Origin of the sequence: Microtetraspora glauca (assembly GCF_040656155.1) — a bacterium.
Classification (GTDB): Bacteria; Actinomycetota; Actinomycetes; order Streptosporangiales; family Streptosporangiaceae; genus Microtetraspora; species Microtetraspora glauca.
The window spans coordinates 464,074-484,341 of sequence record NZ_JBFALK010000003.1 but is presented as its reverse complement, the minus strand read 5'-3'; the positions used below and the strand labels follow the sequence as shown (position 1 = coordinate 484,341).

Annotated in this window: 22 protein-coding genes and 1 riboswitch; of the genes, 14 read left to right on the top strand and 8 right to left on the bottom strand. The window is 72.0% G+C overall.

All coding sequences use genetic code 11. From position 1 onward, the window contains the following. Positions 1-15 precede the first annotated feature (15 nt). The gene (locus AB0I59_RS08565) at positions 16-1,023 is read right to left on the bottom strand and encodes an ABC transporter permease (protein ID WP_082776962.1); all 1,008 of its coding nucleotides are present in this window, start codon (positions 1,021-1,023) and stop codon (positions 16-18) included. A gap of 301 nt (positions 1,024-1,324) precedes the next feature. Here AB0I59_RS08565 and AB0I59_RS08560 point away from each other — a divergent pair, with 301 nt between their 5' ends. The 7 genes from AB0I59_RS08560 (at position 1,325) to AB0I59_RS08530 (ending at position 7,408) form a co-directional block, all read left to right on the top strand. After that, complete coding sequence (locus AB0I59_RS08560; protein ID WP_358131479.1) at positions 1,325-2,311, top strand: oxygenase MpaB family protein; 987 nt, start codon at positions 1,325-1,327, stop codon at positions 2,309-2,311. Positions 2,312-2,418: 107 nt separating this feature from the next. Then, positions 2,419-2,575, top strand: a riboswitch (FMN riboswitch). A 139-nt stretch (positions 2,576-2,714) separates the two neighbouring features. After that, on the top strand, positions 2,715-3,905 hold the full coding sequence (ribD, locus tag AB0I59_RS08555) for a bifunctional diaminohydroxyphosphoribosylaminopyrimidine deaminase/5-amino-6-(5-phosphoribosylamino)uracil reductase RibD (protein WP_358131477.1): 1,191 nt from the start codon (positions 2,715-2,717) through the stop codon (positions 3,903-3,905). A gap of 1 nt (position 3,906) precedes the next feature. After that, positions 3,907-4,515, top strand: a complete 609-nt coding sequence (locus AB0I59_RS08550; RefSeq protein WP_061256718.1) for a riboflavin synthase — start codon at positions 3,907-3,909, stop codon at positions 4,513-4,515. Further along, a complete protein-coding gene (gene pnuC / locus AB0I59_RS08545) occupies positions 4,512-5,144 on the top strand; it encodes a nicotinamide riboside transporter PnuC (RefSeq protein ID WP_061256721.1) in 633 nt (210 codons plus the stop codon). The genes AB0I59_RS08550 and pnuC overlap by 4 nt, the downstream gene beginning before the upstream one ends. Next, complete coding sequence (locus tag AB0I59_RS08540; protein ID WP_061256722.1) at positions 5,141-6,361, top strand: bifunctional 3,4-dihydroxy-2-butanone-4-phosphate synthase/GTP cyclohydrolase II; 1,221 nt, start codon at positions 5,141-5,143, stop codon at positions 6,359-6,361. Before pnuC ends, AB0I59_RS08540 begins: the two co-directional genes overlap by 4 nt. Continuing rightward, the gene (gene ribH / locus AB0I59_RS08535; protein ID WP_061256724.1) at positions 6,358-6,837 is read left to right on the top strand and encodes a 6,7-dimethyl-8-ribityllumazine synthase; all 480 of its coding nucleotides are present in this window, start codon (positions 6,358-6,360) and stop codon (positions 6,835-6,837) included. Before AB0I59_RS08540 ends, ribH begins: the two co-directional genes overlap by 4 nt. A gap of 115 nt (positions 6,838-6,952) precedes the next feature. Further along, positions 6,953-7,408: a PH domain-containing protein gene (locus AB0I59_RS08530; protein WP_061256726.1), complete on the top strand. Its 456-nt coding sequence runs from the start codon at positions 6,953-6,955 to the stop codon at positions 7,406-7,408. 15 nt (positions 7,409-7,423) lie between these two features. On the opposite strand, the gene AB0I59_RS08525 is transcribed toward AB0I59_RS08530, so the two are convergent. From AB0I59_RS08525 to AB0I59_RS08510, 4 genes are read right to left on the bottom strand one after another with little or no spacing between them, the layout of a single operon-like run. Then, entirely contained in the window at positions 7,424-8,599 is a 1,176-nt protein-coding gene (locus AB0I59_RS08525; RefSeq protein ID WP_358131473.1) for an LLM class flavin-dependent oxidoreductase, read from the bottom strand. After that, positions 8,596-9,603, bottom strand: coding sequence for an ABC transporter substrate-binding protein (locus AB0I59_RS08520; RefSeq protein WP_358131471.1), 1,008 nt, complete (start codon positions 9,601-9,603; stop codon positions 8,596-8,598). The genes AB0I59_RS08525 and AB0I59_RS08520 overlap by 4 nt, the downstream gene beginning before the upstream one ends. Next, on the bottom strand, positions 9,600-10,346 hold the full coding sequence (locus AB0I59_RS08515) for an ABC transporter ATP-binding protein (protein ID WP_061256733.1): 747 nt from the start codon (positions 10,344-10,346) through the stop codon (positions 9,600-9,602). Before AB0I59_RS08515 ends, AB0I59_RS08520 begins: the two co-directional genes overlap by 4 nt. Further along, the gene (locus AB0I59_RS08510) at positions 10,319-11,152 is read right to left on the bottom strand and encodes an ABC transporter permease (protein ID WP_061256734.1); all 834 of its coding nucleotides are present in this window, start codon (positions 11,150-11,152) and stop codon (positions 10,319-10,321) included. The genes AB0I59_RS08515 and AB0I59_RS08510 overlap by 28 nt, the downstream gene beginning before the upstream one ends. A gap of 140 nt (positions 11,153-11,292) precedes the next feature. Between AB0I59_RS08510 and AB0I59_RS08505 the strand changes: the two genes are divergently transcribed. Beyond that, complete coding sequence (locus AB0I59_RS08505; RefSeq protein WP_228645384.1) at positions 11,293-11,583, top strand: DUF4031 domain-containing protein; 291 nt, start codon at positions 11,293-11,295, stop codon at positions 11,581-11,583. A gap of 87 nt (positions 11,584-11,670) precedes the next feature. On the opposite strand, the gene AB0I59_RS08500 is transcribed toward AB0I59_RS08505, so the two are convergent. Further along, positions 11,671-12,291, bottom strand: a complete 621-nt coding sequence (locus AB0I59_RS08500) for an HD domain-containing protein (RefSeq protein ID WP_061256854.1) — start codon at positions 12,289-12,291, stop codon at positions 11,671-11,673. Between the two features lie 52 nt (positions 12,292-12,343). Then, the gene (locus AB0I59_RS08495) at positions 12,344-12,538 is read right to left on the bottom strand and encodes a hypothetical protein (protein WP_358131468.1); all 195 of its coding nucleotides are present in this window, start codon (positions 12,536-12,538) and stop codon (positions 12,344-12,346) included. Positions 12,539-12,721: 183 nt separating this feature from the next. Between AB0I59_RS08495 and AB0I59_RS08490 the strand changes: the two genes are divergently transcribed. The 5 genes from AB0I59_RS08490 (at position 12,722) to AB0I59_RS08470 (ending at position 17,904) form a co-directional block, all read left to right on the top strand. Beyond that, positions 12,722-13,699, top strand: coding sequence for an AAA family ATPase (locus AB0I59_RS08490; RefSeq protein ID WP_435830923.1), 978 nt, complete (start codon positions 12,722-12,724; stop codon positions 13,697-13,699). Further along, complete coding sequence (locus AB0I59_RS08485; protein WP_358131466.1) at positions 13,692-14,975, top strand: vWA domain-containing protein; 1,284 nt, start codon at positions 13,692-13,694, stop codon at positions 14,973-14,975. Before AB0I59_RS08490 ends, AB0I59_RS08485 begins: the two co-directional genes overlap by 8 nt. After that, positions 14,968-16,083 carry an XdhC family protein gene (locus AB0I59_RS08480; protein ID WP_061256740.1) on the top strand — a complete coding sequence of 372 codons (1,116 nt, stop codon included), beginning with the start codon at positions 14,968-14,970 and terminating at the stop codon, positions 16,081-16,083. The genes AB0I59_RS08485 and AB0I59_RS08480 overlap by 8 nt, the downstream gene beginning before the upstream one ends. Further along, a complete protein-coding gene (locus tag AB0I59_RS08475; RefSeq protein ID WP_061256742.1) occupies positions 16,070-16,654 on the top strand; it encodes a nucleotidyltransferase family protein in 585 nt (194 codons plus the stop codon). Before AB0I59_RS08480 ends, AB0I59_RS08475 begins: the two co-directional genes overlap by 14 nt. 215 nt (positions 16,655-16,869) lie before the next feature. Continuing rightward, the gene (locus tag AB0I59_RS08470; RefSeq protein WP_061256744.1) at positions 16,870-17,904 is read left to right on the top strand and encodes an LLM class F420-dependent oxidoreductase; all 1,035 of its coding nucleotides are present in this window, start codon (positions 16,870-16,872) and stop codon (positions 17,902-17,904) included. Between the two features lie 93 nt (positions 17,905-17,997). Here AB0I59_RS08470 and AB0I59_RS08465 read toward each other — a convergent pair whose 3' ends face one another. Next, entirely contained in the window at positions 17,998-18,546 is a 549-nt protein-coding gene (locus tag AB0I59_RS08465) for a TetR/AcrR family transcriptional regulator (protein ID WP_358131463.1), read from the bottom strand. Positions 18,547-18,624: 78 nt separating this feature from the next. Here AB0I59_RS08465 and AB0I59_RS08460 point away from each other — a divergent pair, with 78 nt between their 5' ends. Further along, positions 18,625-20,199 (top strand): MDR family MFS transporter, encoded by a 1,575-nt coding sequence (locus AB0I59_RS08460; RefSeq protein WP_061256748.1) that lies wholly within the window; start codon positions 18,625-18,627, stop codon positions 20,197-20,199. Positions 20,200-20,268: the final 69 nt, after the last annotated feature.

Genomic DNA, 20,268 nt, shown 5'->3' with positions numbered 1-20,268 from the left:
CTGCGGCGGAGATGGTCAGCGTCTGATCTTGGGGTCGAAGGCGTCGCGCACGGAGTCGCCGAGCAGGTTGAAGGCGACCACGAAGATCAGCAGGGCGATGCCGGGGAACATCAGGTAGGTGATGTCGTCGGTGTAGACCTCGGTCCCGCGAAGGAACATGCGTCCCCAGTCGGGGGTGGGCTCGATCATGCCGACGCCCAGGAACGACAGCGCGGCCTCGGAGGTGACGAGGGCGGGGAGCAGGAGCGTGGACTGGATCAGGATCGGGGTCCACAGGTTGGGCAGCAGTTCCTTGAAGACGATCCGCGCGGGAGAGGCGCCGGTGACCTTGGCCGCCTCGACGAACTCCCGCTCGCGCAGCGACAGGACGTTGCCGCGCAGCAGGCGCGCGAGTCCGGCCCAGCCGAAGACCGTCAGGAAGATGATCAGCGCCGTGGCCCGCAGCCAGACTGGTGTCTCCTCGTCCGGCTTGACCATGAGGTTCTCCAGCACCGGCATGAAGGCGATGATGAAGAGAGTGGAGGGGAACGACAGCAGGACGTCGATCACGCGGCCGATGAAGTAGTCGGTCCTGCCGCCCACGTAGCCGGCGACGATGCCGACCACGATGCCGATCAGCGTCGTGGCGATGGTGGCGGCCAGCGCGATCAGCAGCGACGTGCGGATGCCGTACACGAGTTGCATGAAGACGTCGCGGCCGAGGCCGGGCTCGATGCCGAACCAGAACTCCGAGCTGATGCCGCCGTTGGGCAGGAGCGGGAAGCCGAACTCGTTCAGCAGGTCCGGCCGGTCCTGGCCGTACGTCGTGTAGGGGTCCTTGCCGTACAGCATGGAGATCAGCGGGGCGGCGACGGCGACCAGGATGAAGAACAGGACGATGACCGCCGAGATCATGCCCGTGGGATCCCGGCGGAAGCGCCGCCACATCAGCTGACCGGGGGACCGTCCGACCGGGGCTCCGCCGGATGCGACGGGTGCGATCGCCGCGGCCGGCTCCGAGGTGGTCTCTGAAGGGATCGTCATCGCGCAGGTGCTCCCGGGAGGGACATTAAAGATCGGAAGAAAGCCCGACTTGAGGGAACTTTGGCAAGTTATTTTCCGTAGGTCAATCTGAGAGCCGCCGCCATCTATTTTTTGCCTACTTTGTGCCCCAAAGTAAATCAGCTTGTGTCCGAGGGAATGCTTGACCTGGGCGGACGTGGTACCCGATCATGTCTGTTACGTAAATGCATTTGTGTCACAGATTCGTGACACAACTCCAACATCACCGAGACATGCGGAAATAGCGGCGCGCAGTCCGAGATATCCGGATTTCACGGGTGTCGTGATCGCCCTGTTGGGGTACCTACCGGAGGCCGATCGCGGGGCCGGTGGCCGTAAGGGGCCCGGCGGCTTCGTTCTCGGCGCGTGGTGGGAGGCCGGCATGCGCGGCACAGGCGGTACGGGCGGCGCGGACGACGGGCTCGGCGACGGGCTCGACAACGGACTCGACAACGGGCTCTTCGGGCCGGAGTCGGTGACCTGGCGGGTGATGGGCGAGCCGATCCTTCTGATCGGCGGTTTCCGGGCGCTGCTGCTCCAGGGACTGCACCCGCGCGCGATGCGCGGCGTCACGCAGAACTCCGCGCTCCTCGATCCGGCCGAGGCGTGGGCGCGGTTCCAGCGGACCACCGACTTCGTCCGCGTGCGGACGTTCGGTACCACCGCCGAGGTGGCCAAGGCGGGGGCCAGGGTCAGGCGGATCCACGCCACCCTGACCGCGTTCGATCCGGACCGGGGCGAGTGGTTCCGCCTCGACGACCCCGACGCCCTCCGCTGGGTCCACGTGGGCGAGGTCGACTCCTACCTCTCGGTGGCCCGCCGGGCGGGCGTCCCCCTGAGCGACGCCGACGCCGACCGGTTCGTGGCCGAGTGGCGGCGCGCGGCCGAGGTCGTCGGGCTGCGCGGCGACGACGTCCCCGGATCCGTCGCCGAACTGCGCGACTACATGGAGGCGCAGCGGCCGGGTCTCTACTTCGTGCCCGAGGCGTCGCATCCGCTGCTGCTGTCGCTCAACGCGCCGTTGCCGCTCCGCCTGGCCCCGCTCAAGCCCGCGTTCCCCGTGATCATGATGCTCGCCTTCGCCTCGCTGCCCCGCTGGGCCCGCCGCATGTACGGCCTGCCCGCCACGCCGCTCGGCGACCTGTGGGCGAGCGCCACACTGAAGACACTGCACCGGGGCCTCGGCCTGGTGCCCGCCCAGATGCGTTACTCGCCGTCCGCGCGGCGGGCCAGGGAGGTCATGGCCGCGTACGGCGGCGTCCGCACCTGATCGGGAAACCTTTGGGGGGTGGGTTGGGACCGGTTTGCCCGGCCATGGCACACTGATAAGCGGTAGCGAACCCATACGCGGGTCCGCGACCATCGAAGACAGAGAGCAAGCGTGCTCCGGGGTCGGTGAAATTCCGAACCGGCGGTGACATCCGTTCCTCACGGGAACGCGGTGAAGTCCGCGACCCGGCCGAAGCCATCGGCCGGTGGACCTGGTGCGATTCCAGGACCGACGGTCATAGTCCGGATGGGAGGAAGCGCGCGAACGGGTGGGGCCGATCCACGGCCGTCCGGCGATGCCGGGCAGGTTGTGAGGGCGTCATCCGTTGACGTGGCCATACGCGTGGCCGCGTCAATCCACCCCGGGGCCCGCCTGGCGACACAGGCGAGGAGGAATGACCGGGGTGAGCGAGCAGATCCCCGCGCGTGCCGATGAGGCGTTTCCCACGGATCCCGCGGACCCCCGAGACGTCCCGCACATGCGGCGCGCCATCGCGCTCGCGGCCCGCGGCCTCGGCACGACCAGCCCCAACCCCGTGGTCGGGTGCGTCGTCCTCGACGCCGCCGCCTCGGTCGTGGGCGAGGGGTTCCACGCGTACGCCGGAGGGCCGCACGCCGAGGTCGTCGCGCTGCGCGAGGCGGGTGAGCGGGCCAGGGGCGGCACGGCGTACGTGACGCTGGAACCCTGCAACCACACCGGCAGGACCGGGCCGTGCGCGGAGGCGCTCCTCGCCGCGGGCGTCGCCCGGGTCGTGGTCGCCGTCACCGATCCCAACCCCGTGGCCGCCGGAGGCGTGACCCGGCTCAGGGAACGCGGCGTCCGGGTCGACACCGGCGTGCTGACCGAGGAGGCCGAGCGGGGCAACGCGGCCTGGCTCACCTCCGTCCGGGCCCGCCGGCCGTACGTGACCTGGAAGTTCGCGGCCACCCTGGACGGCAGGTCCGCCGCGGAGGACGGCACCAGCAAGTGGATCACCTCGCCCGAGGCCCGCTCCGACGTGCACCGCCTGCGGGCGGAGTGCGACGCGGTCGTCGCGGGGATCGGCACGGTCCTCGCCGACGACCCGCTGCTCACCGCCAGACCGTCCGGGGAGGCGGAGCCGCCGGAGCGGCTCCCGCTGCGCGTCGTCGTCGACTCGGACGGGCGGATCCCGGCGGGGGCCCGGGTCCTCTCCGGCCCCGCGCCCACCCTGGTCGCCGTGGCGAGCGACGTCGACGTGCCGCCGCACCTCCGGGACGTCGTACGGCTGCCGCGCACGCCGTACGGGCTGGACCTCCGCGCGCTCCTGGCCGAACTGCACCGCAGGCAGGTCGTGAGTGTGCTGCTCGAAGGCGGGCCGAGGCTCGCCGGGTCCTTCGTCAGGGAGGGCCTGGTGGACCGGGTCGTCGGCTACCTCGCCCCGGCGCTGCTCGGGGCGGGGGCGGCGGCGCTCGGCCCGGCCGGGGTCGCCACGATCGGCGAGATCCACCGCCTCGAAATCGAGGATGTCACCCCCATCGGGCCGGACCTGCGGGTCGTGCTCCGCCCGGGAGGCCGTCAGGGCTCCGGGAGCGCCGCCGCGTCCCTCCGGCCGGCACCATCGAAGGAGAACTGAGATGTTCACCGGAATCGTCGAGGAACTGGGCGAGATCGCCGCGGTCGAGCCGCTCGCCGACTCGGCACGCCTGTCGGTGCGCGGCGAGGTCGTCACCTCCGACGCCGTCCATGGCGGGTCGATCGCGGTCAACGGCGTCTGCCTGACCGTCGTCGACGTCGAGGGCGACGTGTTCACCGCCGACGTGATGAAGGAGACGCTGGACCGCTCCTGCCTCGGCGTGCTGGTGCCGGGGTCCCGCGTCAACCTGGAGCGTGCCGTACGCGCCGACCAGCGGCTGGGCGGTCACATCGTGCAGGGGCACGTGGACGGCACCGGCGTGGTGCTCTCCCGCGAGCCCGCCGAGCACTGGGAGATCGTACGGATCTCGCTCCCCGCCGTCCTCGACCGGTACGTGGTCGAGAAGGGCTCGATCGCGGTGGACGGCGTCAGCCTGACCGTGTCCGGGGTGGACTCCGGGGGCTTCGCCGTCAGCCTGATCCCGACCACGCTGGACCTGACCACCCTCGGCCGCAAGCAGCCGGGGGACCCGGTCAACCTGGAGGTCGACGTCATCGCCAAGTACGTCGAGAAGCTCATCGGCGCGCACGGTCTGGGGACCCGGCCGTGAACTGGGCGGAGGCGGGCTTCGGCGTGCTCGGCCAGCACGTCCGCTGGGCCGACCTCGTGGGCAACGTGTGCGCGCTGGCCACGGTCTGGCTCGCGATCAGGAAGACGATCTGGACCTGGCCGGTGCAGCTCGCCGGCGCTGTGCTGCTGTTCGCGGCCTCGATCAGCGCCCACATCACCGGGAACGCGCTGAAGCAGGCGCTGTTCGGCGTGCTCGCCGTCTACGGGTGGATCCGCTGGTCGCGCCGCCTCCGTGACGGCGCCCCCCTGGCCATCAGGTCGGCCACCGCCAGGGAGCGCGTGGCGCTGCTCGCCGTGCTGGCCGCGGGGACGGTCGTGGTCGCTCTGCTCTTCCAGTTCCTCAACGCCCGCGGCCTGGACGTGTCGTGGGCGCCGTGGCCCGACGCGTACATCTTCGTCGGCAGCGCGGTGGCGACCTGGGCGCAGGGCCGGGCGCTGGTCGACTTCTGGCTGCTCTGGGTCGCCGTCGACCTGGTCGGCGTCCCCTTGGCGTTCCGGTCGGGACTCGTCGTCTCCGGCGCTGTCTACGCCGTCTTCTTCGTCATGGTTCTGATCGGGTTCCGCGACTGGCTGCGCCAGTCCCGCACTCTGGAGGCAGTCACCGCATGACCATCCGCCTGGACCCGATCGAGCGGGCCGTCGCCGACATCCGCGAGGGCAAGCCGGTCGTCGTCGTCGACAACGAGCACCGCGAGAACGAGGGCGACCTCATCTTCGCCGCGGCCAAGGCCACGCCCGAGCTGGTCGCGTTCATGATCCGCTACACCAGCGGCGTGATCTGCGTGGCCATGGAGGGAGGCGAGCTGGACCGGCTCGGCCTGCCCCTGATGGTCCACGAGAACCAGGAACGCCTGCGCACCGCGTACACGATCAGTGTGGACGCCAGGGACGGGGTGACCACCGGGATCTCGGCCGCCGACCGGGCGCGGACGATCCGCACCCTCTGCGACTCGGCCACCGAGCCGTACGAGCTGGTCCGGCCTGGCCACATCTTCCCGCTGCGGTACCGGGACGGCGGCGTGCTGGTACGCCCCGGCCACACCGAGGCGTCGGTGGACCTGGCCAGGCTGGCGGGGCTGGCCCCGGCGGGCGCCCTGGCCGAGGTCGTCAACGACGACGGCACCATGAAGCGCCTGCCCGCCCTGCGGGAGTTCGCCGACGAGCACGACCTCGCGCTGGTGTCCATCGAGCAGCTCATCGATTACCGCAAGCGCTCCGAGCGCATGGTCGCCAGAGTCGCCGAGACCCGGATCCCCAACCGGTACGGCGTCTGGCGGGCCTACGGCTACTCCAGCGCCCTGGACGGCGGCGAGCACCTCGCCCTCGTCTACGGCGACCTCGACGACGGGGAGAACGTCCTGGTGCGGGCGCATTCGGAGTGCCTCACCGGCGACGTGCTCGGCTCGCTCCGCTGCGACTGCGGCGTGCAGCTCGACCACGCCATGGAGGCCATCGCCAAGGACGGCCGAGGTGTCGTGGTCTACCTGCGCGGGCACGAGGGCCGGGGGATCGGCCTGCTCGCCAAGCTCCGCGCGTACGGCCTGCAGGACAACGGCAGCGACACCGTCGACGCCAACGTGGAGCTCGGCCTGCCGGTGGACGCGCGGGAGTTCTCCAACGCGTCCCAGATGCTCGCCGACCTCGGCGTGAAATCCGTGCGGTTGCTGACCAACAACCCGGCGAAGGTGCGCGGCATGGACGGCTACGGCATCAAGGTGATCGGCCGCGAGCCCATGCCCGTGGCGGTCAACCCGTACAACGAGAAGTACCTCACGGCCAAGCGCGACCGCCTCGGCCACGACATCCCCAGGGAGGACTCGGAATGAGCGGTGCTGGACGTCCGAAGGCGGCGCCGGTCGAGGCGGGCGGGCTGACCGTCGGCATCGTCGCGGCCCGCTGGCACGCGGAGATCACCGACCGTCTGGTCGAGCGGGCCGAGCAGGCGGCGCGGGACTGCGGCGCGGAGGTGACCGTCATCAGGGTCGCCGGGTCGCTGGAGATCCCCGTCGTGGCGCAGGCCCTGGCGCGCAGGTGCGACGCGGTCGTGGCGCTGGGGGCGGTGATCCGCGGCGAGACGGCGCACTTCGACTACGTCTGCGACTCGGTCACGGCCGGACTGACCAGGGTGTCGCTGGACGAGTCCACCCCCGTCGGCAACGGGGTGCTCACCTGTGAGACGCTCGATCAGGCGCTCGACCGCTCCGGCGTGCCGGGCGGCCACGAGGACAAGGGATACGAGGCCACGGTCGCCGCGCTGGAGACCGCGCTCCTGCTGCGTGGCCCCGCGCTCCTGGGCACCTGATCCATGCAGTAGCTTGCATGCGACCCTTCCGACCAACGCAGTTCGGTGATCATGCAGAAGTTCTCAGACGCCCCTCTGACCGGCCACGACGCCCTCGGCGAGTGGGTGGTGAGCCATGACGGCTGACATGACGCCGCCTCCGCTGCCGGTGACCTGGCGCCCCAGGCGGGCCCGCGTCATCGCGTACGGCATGGCCGCGGTGATGGTCGTGGGCGCGCTGATCCTCGCCGTGATCCTGCCCGAGCAGTTCAAGCTGCCCGATCGCATCGGCATGGTCCTCTTCGGCTGCGCGGTGGCGGCCGTGCTGCACCTGCTCGGCAGGCTCCGCGTCGAGGCCGACGAGCGGGGCATCAAGGTCGTCAACGCGCTGCGGACCCACCGTTTCGAGTGGGCCGAGGTGCTCGACGTGAACCTGGCCGAGGGCGATCCCTGGCCCAAGCTCGACCTGGCCGACGGATACAGCGTCGGCGCGATGGGCATCCAGGGAACGGAGAAGGCGCGCTCCCGGAAGGCGGTCTCCGAGCTGCGCGCCCTCATCCGCGCCCGCGGCGAGGCCCCCGACCACGACTGACGCGGAGGCCGCCGGTCAGGCCGTCAGCCGTACCGGCCCCTCCGCGGCGGGGTCCGCCGTGCCGTTCGCCGCACCCGCCGCCGGGCCGCCGAGCAGGCCGCGTCGGCGCAGCTCGGGCAGCACGCCCTCGCCGAACCAGTACGCCTCCTCCAGGTGGGGATAGCCGGACAGCACGAACTCCGAGACGCCGACCGAGGCGTACTCCTCGATCAGGTCGGCGACCTCCGCGTGGCTGCCGACCAGGGACGTTCCCGCGCCGCCGCGGACCAGGCCGACCCCCGCCCACAGGCCCGGATGGATCTCCAGATCCCGTACGGCCCCGCCCCGGAAGCCTTTGCTGAGGGCGAGCATGCGCTTCTGCCCGACGGAGTCGCTGCGCCCGAGGACGGCGCGGGCGGCCTCGATGTCCTCGGCGTCGATCTGGTCGAGCAGCCGTCCGGCCTCAGCCCAGGCAGCGGAGGAGGTGTCCCGGGTGATCACGTGCAGCCGGACGCCGAACCGCAGCGTGCGGCCCTCCTGCGCGGCCAGCGAGCGCACCCACTCCAGTTTCTCCGCGACCTGCGCGGGCGGCTCGCCCCAGGTGAGGTACACGTCCACGTGCCTGGCGGCGACCGGGCCCGCCGCGGCCGACGACCCGCCGAAGTACAGCTCGGGAAGGGGGTCGGGCCGTTCGGCGACGGTCGCCTCCTCGACGTCGTAGTAGGTGCCCTGGAAGTCGAACAGCCCGTCCCAGGCGCCCCGGACGACGGAGAGGAACTCGTCGGTCCGCGCGTACCGCTCGACCTTGTCCAGGTGGTCGCCGAACCGGCGCTGCTCGGCGCCCTCGCCCCCGGTGACGATGTTGAGGAGCAGCCGTCCCCCGGAGATCCGCTGGTAGGTGGCGGCCATCTGGGCGGCCAGCGTCGGGGAGAGCACCCCGGGCCGGAACGCCACGAGGAACTTCAGCCGCGTCGTCACCTGGGTGAGCGCGGCGGTGACCAGCCAGGCGTCCTCGCACCAGGTGCCGGTCGGCGTGAGCACCGCCTCGAAGCCGAGCTGCTCGGCGGACCTGGCGATCTGGCCGAGATAGTCGATCGAGGGCGGGCGGAACGCCCCGGTCACCGGGAGGCCGTACCCGCGGCGCAGCCCGTGCCCGCCGCCGATGATCGCCCTCCCGTCACCCGAGGTGGGGAGAAACCAGTGGAATCTCATGGTTGGCCCTTTCCGACGACGTCGTTGAACCGGCTGTCGATGAAATCGGAGAACCGCACGCTGCCCGGGATCAGGCCCTCGGCGGTGAAGGCGTCGGCGATCCGCTGTTCCGAATCGGTGACGGTGTCGTCGATGGTGATCGGCGTGGTGACGGTGTTCGCGACGGCGGCCCTGGTCACCTTCACGGGCAGGCCGGTCTCCCGTGCCCACACCTCCGCCCATTCGGCCTGGTGCGCGACGGCCCACTTCCTCGCGCGGGCGAGCCGGGAGAGGTAGTCCCGGATCGCGGCCTCCTTGCCCTGGTCCCGCAGGGCGGCGGGGGCGGCGACCTGGAAGTTGAGGCCGTTGACGTAGCCGTCGCCGTCCACCAGGACCTTCGCCCCGTGTTCGAGCCGCGCCTGGGAGGTGAAGGGGTCCCAGATCGCCCAGGCGTCGACCGTGCCTGAGGCGAACGCGGCGAGCGCGTCGGCGGGCTGGAGGTACTGCGGCTGGATGTCCGTGAAGGACAGTCCCTCCTTCTTCAGTACGGCGAGCAGGTGATAGTGCGCGGAGCTGCCCTTGGCCACCGCGATCTTCTTGCCCTTGAGCTGGGCGGGCGCGGTGACGGGGGAGCCGCCGGGGATCAGGATCGCGGCCCCGGACAGGGGCTGCCGGTAGGCGGCGACCACCGTGATCCTCGACCCGGAGGCTGCGGCGAAGACCGGTGGGGTGTTGCCGACGCCACCAATGTCGACCGCCCCGGCGTTCACCGCCTCCAGGAGCGGCGGACCGGACGTGAACTGGGCCCAGGAGACCTTGTAGGAGGTGCCGTCGAGGACCCCGGCGGCCTTGAGCAGCGCCTCGGATCCGGCCTTCTGATCGCCGATCCGCAATGTCACGGAGGCGCCATCCGGCCCGGACGCTCCTGGCCGGCCGGCCGCGGATCCGGACGTTGATCCGGCCGGGGCGCAGGCCGTACCGACCGAGGCGGCGAGCAGCAACGCGGCGAGGACTCTCCCGGTCACGTCGCCGTTCCTTGGGGGGACACGCCGAGTGCGGCGAGCAGGGTCGAGTGGAGGGAGACGAGCTCGGGATCGTCGCGGTGCCGGGGCCGCCGGGCCGTGACGAGCGACTCGTGCGCGATGCGCCCTTCGTCCAGGACGAGGACGCGGTCAGCGAGCAGCAGGGCCTCGTCCACGTCGTGGGTGACCAGCAGTACCGCGGGCCGGTGGACGGACCACAGCGTGAGGACGAGGTGGTGCATGGTGATCCGGGTCAGCGCGTCCAGGGCGCTGAACGGCTCGTCGAGGAGCAGCAGCTCCGGCTCACGCACGAGGGCCCGCGCCAGGCTGGCCCGCTGCGCCTCCCCGCCGGAGAGGGTGAGCGGCCAGGCGCCCGCCCGCGCGGTCAGGTCGACCTCCGCCAGGGCCGCGTCGGCCCGCGCCTTCGCGTCCGGCACGTGGAGGCCGAGCGTCACGTTGGCGTGCACCCGCCGCCACGGGACCAGCCGCGGCTCCTGGAACGCCACCGCGACCGATCCGGTGACGGCCACCTCGCCCGCGACCTCGTCGTCCAGTCCGGCGAGCGCCCGGAGCAGGGTCGACTTGCCCGAGCCGCTGCGGCCGAGGAGCGCGATGAACTCGCCCTCGGCGATCTCCAGATCGAGGCGGTCGAGCACGGTGCGGTCGCCGAACTCCCTGGTGAGGTCGCGGACGGCGGCCACCCGGCCCGCCGGAAGGGTCACGCCGCGATGAATTCCCGTCGCCATGCCAGGGCCCTCCTTTCGATGAGTCGTACGAGTGCGTCCGTCAGCAGGCCGAGGGCGCTGTAGACGAGGAGGCCCACCACGATCACGTCGGTACGGAGGAATTCCCTGGCGTCGTTGATCAGGTAGCCCAGGCCGGCGTTCGCGTTGACCTGCTCGGCCACGATGAGCGCGAGCCAGGCGACCCCCAGGCTCTGCCGGAGGCCGACGAGCGTCTGCGGGAGCGCTCCGGGTAGCACGATGTGCCGGATGAGCCGGGCCCGGCCGAGTCTGATCGTCCGGGCGACCTCCGCCAGCTTGCCGTCCACGCCGCGGATCCCGGAGTAGGTGTTCAGGTAGAGCGGGAACGACACGGCGAGGGCCACCAGAAGGATCTTGGGCGCCTCTCCGATGCCGAACCAGAGAATGAACAGCGGGATCAGCCCGAAGAACGGCAGCGCGCGCAGCATCTGCATGATCGGGTCGATCGCGTTCTCGCCCCTGCGGCTCAGTCCCGCGAGCAGGGCGAGGCCGACGCCCGCGACCGCTCCCACGGCGAAGCCGATCAGGACGCGCTGCAAGGAGACGGCGACGGCGGTGGGGAGCGTTCCTTGCCGGACGAGGTCGACGGCTGTCGTGGCGATCACGGATGGGGCGGCGAGCAGGCGCTCCGGGAGCAGTCCCGTGGCGCTGGCGAGCTGCCAGACCGCCACGAGAGCCAGCGGGCTGATCCAGCGCCGCCAGGCGTTGCCGGGCAGCCGCCGGGGCCGGGGACGAGGGCCGGGACGTGATGTCGTCCTGGCCGGTGTCCCCAGTTCGAGGACGGACATCGGGAAACCTCGCAGGGGCCGGTGGATCGGTCATCCACAGGATTACCCATATTCCCTACTTGGTCAATGGGTTTTTAAGCGGTGTCGGGTTTCGCCGTAAAGTTCCGCGTGAACATCCGTCCGACCTGGCGAGGCTGCGAATGAGCGTGCTGATCGACCGGCCCAACTGGCCCGGACCCCGCGGACTCCTCTGGTCGCACCTCGTCAGCGATCATTCGTACGAGGAGCTGCACGGCTTCGCCCGCGTCCTCGGCGTGCCGCCGCGCGCCTTCGACCGCGACCACTACGACGTCCCCGAGACCGTCTACGACCAGGCCGTCCTGCTGGGCGCCGTGGCGGTGTCGAGCCGGGAGCTCGTCTTCCGCCTCAGGGCCTCCGGCCTGCGCCGGCCCAAGCGGCTTCCCCTGGCCGGGCGGTCGCCGGCCGAGTGACTCCGGCTCCCTCGCCCGGCCCCCCCTCATGCGCGGTGGTCAGCCGAGCGGGACCGGTTCCCCGCCCCGGTGCTCCCAGGCGGCCGGTCAGGCGAGTGAGGCAAGCTCCCTGGCGATGTTCTCCCTGGCCCTGGCCTCCCAGAGCGCCCGGCCGGTGGCCGTGCCGTACAGATGGGGGTGCTCAAGGAGTCGCCGGAGCACGTGCGAGCGCCCCGCGCGGAACAGCGCGTCGGGCACGTCCCGGTACTCCTCGCGTACGGCGTTCGCGTACGCCGTGTAGCCGGGCCACGCGCCGCCCAGGACGGACAGGTCGGCGTCGCACAGAACGGCGGCGTTGGCGTCACCGGGCTCGTAGGCGTGCGCCGACGTCACCCGCACCAGCCGCGCGACCTCGCGGACGAGGTCGTCCGGCGCCCCGCAGGCGGCCAGCCGGGCCTGCGCGAGCTGGGCGCTCCGCTCCTCGTCCCATCCGGGCCGCCCGTCGTACACCGCGTCGTGGAACCAGGCGGCCAGCCGTACGGCGCCCGGGTCGTCGGCGTGCCCGGCGAGCGGCTCGACGGCGGCGAGGACGGCGTCGAGGTGCGCGGTCGTGTGGTAGCGCCGGTGCGGCTCCGCCCAGCGCGCGATCAGCTCGGCGCGCAGCGCGTCCGCGCACGGGGAGGCGGCGAGGTCCAGGGACGCCGGAGGACGGAGGGCGGGCTGCTCCATGCCCGCGACCTTATCGCCGAATCCGGGCAATCCCCTCGGGGACGGCCGGTCATCAGATCTCCTTGAGCGTGGAGACCCCCGCCTTCGGGCGGGGGAGGAAACGCGGCCCGATGCCGCACCCCGAGGGGTGCGCGCCTTCGGCCTGAGCGTTCCACATCCGCTCCCGCTGCTCGCCGTCCTGCCGCACTGGGGCGCGGCCGCGGCCCCGATCTCCCCTGGCTACTGGGCCGTCCGCGGCCTGCGGCACGCTGCTCGCCGTGGCTCTGGCCTGTGGCGCTCTGGCCTCGGCACGCCTGCGGGGCCGCGGCGGACGGCTGGTGGCTCTCTAACGCGAGAACGGCCGGAGTGCAGAGCAACTCATACGAATCCATCCGGTGTTTGGCGAAATCGACCACAGTCAGGCGAGGGGCGGTGGACGTAGCCTGACTGTGTGTCGCAGACGAACCAGCCGATGGACCAGCGGACGGACCGGGCACCGGCGGCGGGCGCCGATCGGATGACCGGGAGGGCGGCGGAGATCGACTCGCCCGGCAAGCTGGCCACGCTGCTGGAGGAGCACGACTACCTGGCCGACGAGGGGCTGGCGACGGCGGCGTTCCTCGCCCTGCGGATGGGACGCCCGCTCTTCCTGGAGGGCGAGGCGGGAGTCGGCAAGACCGAGCTGGCCAAGACGCTCTCGGCGATCCTTTCCGCCCCGTTGATCAGGTTGCAGTGCTACGAGGGGCTGGACGCCGCCCAGGCGCTCTACGACTGGGACTTCGCCCGCCAGTTGCTGCACCTGAAGGCCGCCGAGGCGGCCGGGGTCACCGACGTCCGGGCGCTGGAGGGCGAGATCTACGACCGGAGGTTCCTGATCGCCCGGCCGCTGCTGCGCGCTCTGGAGACCCGGCCGTGCGTGCTGCTGGTGGACGAGATCGACCGGGCGGACGACGAGTTCGAGGCGTTCCTGCTGGAGGTCCTGTCCGACTTCACGATCTCGGTGCCCGAGCTGGGCACGATCAGGGCCGAGACGCCGCCGGTCGTGGTCGTGACCTCCAACCGCACCCGCGAGGTGCACGAGGCGCTCAAGCGGCGCTGCCTGTACCACTGGATCGAGCACCCCGGGTTCGAGCGCGAGGTGGCGATCCTGCTGCGGCGGCTGCCCGCGTGTACGGAGGAGCTCGCCGCCGAGGTGGCCGACGCGGCGGGACGCCTGCGCGGGGCCGACCTGGTCAAGCCGCCCGGTGTGGCCGAGACGCTCGACTGGACGGAGGCGCTGCTCACGCTCGGCGCCTCCCGGCTCAGCCCCGACCTGGCGGCGGTCACCCTCGGCGCGCTGCTCAAATACCGCGAGGACCAGGAGACCGTACGCCGGAACGGCCTGCTGGGCGCCGCGCTCCCGGGAAGCGCGGGCGGCGGCCGTGTCTGAACCTCACGGCGGGCCTGATCTCCACGCCGGGCCTGATCTCCACGCCGGGACCACGGGTGACGAGCGAGACGCCTTCGTGTCGACGATGACCGGGTTCGCCCGTACGCTGCGGGCGGCCGGGGTCGCGGCGGACCACCAGCGGACCCAGGGCTTCCTCGCCGCGCTCCGCGAACTGGATGTGCGCGAGCGGCGTGACGTCTACTGGGCCGGGCGGCTCACGCTGTGCTCGGGTCCCGACGACCTCGACCGCTACGACCGGTGCTTCGCCGCCTACTTCGGGGGCGAGCGGCCGGGCCCCGCCCACCGCGTGCCGACCGTGACCGTGACCCGGTTCGCTCTGCGGCCGGGGGACTCCGGCGACCGGGGTGAGGGACGCGAGGTGGACACGACGGCCGCCACGGCGAGCGAAATCGAGGTGCTGCGCCACCGGGACGTCGCCAGGATGACCGCCGCCGAGCGTGGGGAGGTGGCCCGGCTGCTCGGCATGCTCAGGAGCGCCCGCGAACAGCGCAGGTCGCGGCGCCGCGTGCCGTCCCACCGGGGGGCGATGGACGGCCGCAGGACCGTGCGCGAGGCCGTCCGCCGCGGTGGGGAGCCCGCCCGGCTGCGGTTCCGCGCCCGCAGGGAGAAGCCCAGACGGGTCGTCATGCTGGTGGATGTGAGCGGCTCGATGGCCGCCTACGCCGACACGCTGCTGCGTTTCGCGCACGCCCTCGTCCGCGCCGAACCACGGGCCACCGAGGTGTTCAGCGTGGGCACCCGCCTCACCAGGGTGACCGCGGAGCTGCGCCACCGCGACCCCGGCGTCGCCATGGACGCCGTCTCGGCGGCGATCCCCGACTGGAGCGGCGGAACCCGGCTGGGGGAGGAGCTCAAGGAACTGCTCCGGCTGTCCGACGTACGCGGAGCGATCGTGGTGATCGCCTCCGACGGCTGGGAGCGAGGAGACGCGAGCCTGCTCGGACGGCAGATGGAGCGGTTGTCGCGGCTCGCGCACCGGGTGATCTGGGTCAACCCACACAAGGGGGACCCGGCCTACCGGCCGCTGACCGCCGGGATGCGGGCGGCGCTGCCGTACATCACGGACTTCGTCGCCGGGCACAGCCTGGCGGCCTTCGAGGAGCTCGCGGCCCTGCTCGGCAAAGGCAACGGCAACCGCAACGGCAACGGCAACCGCAACGGCAACGGCAACCGCAACGGCAAGGGCATGGGCGGCATGGACAAGGACAAGGGCGGGTCGTGGCCCGACGGCGACGCGGGGAGGCCGGATGCGTGACGTGCTGTCCCAGATCGTGCGCTGGTGGGAGGCGGGGGAGCGGTTCGGCCTCGCCACGGTGGTCGGGACGTTCCGTAGCGCGCCACGCCCGCCCGGCGCGTCCATGGCCGTGCTCGGCGACGAGGCCACCGGCAGCGTCTCCGGCGGCTGCGTCGAGGGCGCGGTCTACGAGCTGGCCCAGCAGGTCGTCGGCGACGGCACGCCCGTGCTCCAGCGTTACGGCGTCAGCGACGACGACGCGTTCTCCGTGGGGCTGACCTGCGGCGGCATCATCGACGTGTTCGTCGAACCGGTCTCGCGCGAGACCTATCCGGAGCTGGGGGAGATCGCCGCCTCCATCGAGCGCCGCGAACCGGTCGCGGTGGCGACGATCGTCTCCGGGCCGGGCCGGATCGGCGCCCGCCGCGTCGTCCGGGCGGACGGCGCCTCGGGCACGCTCGGCTCCTCCCGGCTGGACGACGCGGTGGACGACGACGCCCGCGGCATGCTCGCGCAGGGACTCACCGGGGTCCGCCGGTACGGGCCCGAGGGCGAGCGGCGGCTGGACGACCTCCAGGTCTTCGTGCAGTCGTTCGCGCCGTCCCCGCGCATGCTGGTGTTCGGGGCCATCGACTTCGCCGCGGCGGTCGCGAGGATCGGCAAGTTCCTCGGCTACCACGTGGTGGTCTGCGACGCCCGCCCGGTCTTCGCGACGGCCAGGCGCTTCCCCGATGCCGACGAGGTCGTGGTGAAGTGGCCGCACGACTACCTGTCCACGGCCGTGGTGGACGAGCGGACCGTGATCTGCGTCCTCACCCACGACCCCAAGTTCGACGTCCCGCTGCTGGAGGTCGCGCTGCGCACTCCGGCGGCGTACGTGGGGGCCATGGGGTCGCGGCGCACCCACGAGGACCGGCTGCGCAGGCTGCGCGAGGCGGGCATCGCGGAGGCGGAGCTGGCCCGGCTGCGCTCGCCGATCGGGCTGGACCTCGGCGCGCGTACGCCCGAGGAGACGGCGGTGTCGATCGCGGCCGAGCTGATCCAGCTCCGGTGGGGCGGTTCGGGCCGTGCGCTCACCGAGACCACGGGCCGCATCCACGGCGACGGCGAGGCACATGGGCACGGCTGACCGGGGCGCCGTCGCGGGCCTCCTGCTGGCGGCGGGGTCGGGGCGCAGGATGGGCGCGCCCAAGGCTCTGGTCGAGTTCGAGGGCGAGCGGCTCGCCGACCGGGGCGTGCGGCTGCTCGCGGAGGGTGGTTGCGACCCCGTCCTGATCGTGGTCGGGGCCGTCGCGGTCCAGGTGGCGGGCGCGATTGCCGTGCCCAACCCGGACTGGGCCACCGGCATGGGCTCGTCGCTGCGCGCGGGCCTCGACGCGCTGCCCGGCTCGGCCCGCGCGGTGGTGATCGCCCTCGTGGACCAGCCGCTGGTCCGCCCGGAGGCCGTGCGCCGGCTGATCGAGGCGTTCCGCGCGGGCGCCACCGTCGCCGTGGCGGCGTACGGAGGCGCGCCGCGCAACCCCGTGCTCATCGCGCGCGAGCACTTCGCCGAGGTGTCCGCGCTCGCGGAGGGAGACGTGGGGGCCCGCCCCTTCCTGCGCGCGCGCGGCGAGCTGGTGACCCGGGTGCCCTGCGACGACGTGGGGGATCCGGCCGACCTCGACACCCCCGAGGACCTGCGCGCGATGGAAGGCCGCTGACTCCCGCGAATCACCCGATCGCCCGAGGCGGCGGCGTCTTCCGGTTCCGCGGTTCCCGCGATCCGGGGGCGACACCTTGCCGTGCCCGGCGGAGTGGTCCGCGTTCCCCGCCTGCCGTGGCCGAGGTTGGCCGCCGGGCACGCGAATCGTTAGCCTTGGCCCGAGGAAACGGAACATCATTCGGTTTCGGTGCTGCGCGCGGAAGGACGTACGGGATGCGGATCGGAATGGCCCTCAACTACGCCGGGGGTTTCAAGGAGACCGTCGCCGAGCTGGCCGACTACGAGAAGGCAGGGCTGGACGTCGTCTTCGTCGCCGAGGCGTACAGCTTCGACGCGGTCAGCCAGATGGGCTACATCGCCGCGAGGACCGAGCGGCTCCAGATCGCCTCGGGCATCCTGCCGATCTACTCCCGCACCCCGGCGCTCCTCGCGATGACGGCCGCCGGGATGGACTACGTCTCCGACGGCCGCTTCACGCTCGGCCTCGGCGCCTCCGGTCCCCAGGTCATCGAGGGCTTCCACGGGGTGCCGTACACCGCGCCGCTCGGCCGTACCCGCGAGGTCATCGAGATCTGCCGCAAGGTCTGGCGGCGGGAGCGGCTGCAGTACGCCGGGAAGCACTACACGCTGCCGCTGGAGGGCGGCACCGGCCTCGGCAAGCCGCTCAAGCTGATCAACCACCCGGTGCGGGAGCGCATCCCGATCGTGCTCGCCGCCATCGGGCCCAAGAACGTCGAGCTGGCCGCAGAACTGGCCGAGGGCTGGGAGCCGATCTTCTTCGTCCCGGAGAAGGCGGCCGACGTGTGGGGCGCGTCCCTGGCCGCGGGCCGGGCGCGGCGCGACCCGTCGCTCGGCGAGCTCGACGTCATCGCCCAGGCGTTCCTCGCGATCGGCGACGACGTGGAGGGCATCCGCGAGCTGGGCCGCCCGATGGCCGCGCTCTACATCGGCGGCATGGGGGCCAAGGGCAAGAACTTCTACAACGACCTGGCTCGCCGCTACGGCTACGAGAAGGAGGCCGAGCAGATCCAGGAGCTCTACCTCCAGGGCAAGAAGGACGAGGCCGCCGCCCTGGTCCCGGCCGAGCTGCTGGAGCGGATGTCCCTGATCGGCTCCGAGGGCCACGTGCGCGAGCGGGTGGCGGCGATGCGGGAGGCCGGGGTGACCACCATCAACGTCGCGCCGATCGCGGGCACCCACGCGGAACGTCTCGCCCTGATCGAGAAGATCAGGGACATCGCGGCGTAACGGCCCGCCCGGCGGCGTCACCTGTGCCGTACCTGACCTTGGTGGTGATGACAAGGTCGTCGCGGCGCCGGCCCGGAGGCCGGCGGTCACGGCTCAGGGGCGCAGGCAGGCGGAGAAGACGGCGGTGAGCCTGGCCTCCACGGCCGCCTGGTCGGCGTCGCGGAGCGGCTCCGGGCCGAGCAGGCGGCGCAGTGAGCTGACGCCGAGGATGAACGTCACCGCGAGCGCGGCCCGCTCCCTCGGGCGCGGGCCGGTCAGCCGCTCGGCGATCGCGCCGATCATGGCGTCCTCGACCCGCGCCCGGAGCACCGCTCTGATCTCCGGGCTGTTCCCCGCGCGGTCGATCGTGCGGGTGAGCTGCTCGACCGTCCCGGTGCTCAGCCGCGCCGCCATCCGAGCCGCCAGCCGGGCGGGCAGTCCCTCGGGGTCGCCCTCTATGACGGCCTCAAGCGTCGAGCCCGTCGCGACCACCTGGGCGAACAGGCCCGCCTTGGTGCCGAAGTAGCGGTTGATCAGGGACACGTTGGCGTCGGCCGCGGCGGCGATCATCCGCATCGTGACCTGCTCGTAGCCGTGTTCGGCGAACAGCTCCCTGCCCGCCTCCAGGATCCGCCGGCTGGTCGCGGCACGATCTCTCGCCATGAGGGGCCACCTTAACGGGTTTGACATGTAAACAAGCGTCTACTAATCCTTAGAAGAACTAACTAAGGTGGGGGATCCGTGACTGACGTGGCGAATCGGGCGGGAACCCGCCGGACGTATACACATCGAGAGGTCATGGAGATCCTCTCCGGCCTGCTGCTCGCGCTCCTGACCTCGATGATCTCGACGTCCGTCGTCGGCACCGCGCTCCCCACGATCGTCGGCGACCTCGGCGGGCAGGACCAACTCTCCTGGGTCGCCAGCGCCACGCTGCTCACGATGACGGTCTCCACCCCGCTGTGGGGCAAGCTCTCCGACATCTTCGGGCGAAAGCTGATGTTCCAGACGGCCCTGGTGCTGTTTGTGGCCGCCTCGGTTGTCGCCGGCCTGTCGCAGAACATGGGCATGCTGATCGCGGCGAGAGCCGCGCAGGGCCTCGGCGCGGGCGGCCTCTCCGCGCTCACCCAGGTGATCCTCGGCGACGTGGTCGAGCCCAGGGAACGGGGACGCTACTCCGGTTACGTCGGCGCGGTGTTCGGCGTCTCCACCGTCGCCGGGCCGCTGCTCGGCGGCTTCATCGTGGACGCGTCCTGGCTCGGCTGGCGGTGGTGCTTCTACGTCTGCATCCCGCTCGCCGTCATCGCGTTCGCCGTCATCCAGAAGGTCCTCCGCCTCGATCACGAGCACCGCGACGCCCGCATCGACTGGTGGGGGGCCTTCACCATCACCGGGGCGGCCACCTCGTTCATGCTCGTGCTCTCCCTCGGCGGGCACGAGTTCGACTGGAACTCCCCCTGGACGTACGGCCTGTGCGCGCTCGGCGTGATCATGATCCTGCTCGCGGTGGTCGCCGAGCGCCGGGCCACCAGTCCGATCCTCCCGCCCCGGCTGTTCGGGAACCGGACCTTCGTGCTGGCGAGCCTGGCCTCCCTCCTCGTCGGCATCGCCATGTTCGGCGCGATGATCTACCTGCCGCAGTACCTCCAGATCGTCAAGGGCATGAGCCCGACGGACTCCGGTCTGATGACGCTGCCCATGGTGGTGAGCCTGTTCCTCGGTTCCATCGTCTCCGGCCGGATCGTCACCAGGACCGGCCGGTGGAAGCTCTTTCCCGTGGCCGGCATGGTGCTGGTCGCGGTCGGCCTCGGCCTGCTCTCGCGGCTGCACGTGGACTCCGGCTACCTCGTGATCGGCCTGGACATCGCGGTCTTCGGCGTCGGCCTCGGCCTGACCATGCAGATGCTCATCCTCGCCGCGCAGAACGCCGCGGAACTGCGCGACATGGCCTCCACGACCTCCGGCGTCTCGTTCTTCCGCAGCCTCGGAGGCGCGGTGGGCGTGGCCGCCTACGGCGCGATCCTCACCAACAAGGTCAAGAGCGAGATGACGTCCCTGATGACGGCCGCGCACATCAGGCCGTCCGGCTCCGGGACCACGCTCAGCCTCGGCACCCCCGAGGCGATCGGGAAGCTCCCCGACCCCATCCGCGCGATCGTGCTCGAGGCGTTCGCCCGGGGCATGCAGATGGTCTTCCTCGTCGGTGTGCCCGCCGCGCTCCTCGGGGTCGTCGCGGTGCTGTTCCTGCGCGAGGTGCCGCTGCGGTCCTCGGGCGGGGCCCAGACCCGGCGGCCCGCCCACGCCGAGAACTCCTGAGCCCGCGGCCGGTCACGGGGGTCGGAAACCGCCCGGCGGGCGCGTAGAGTCCGATCCGTCGGATCGGAG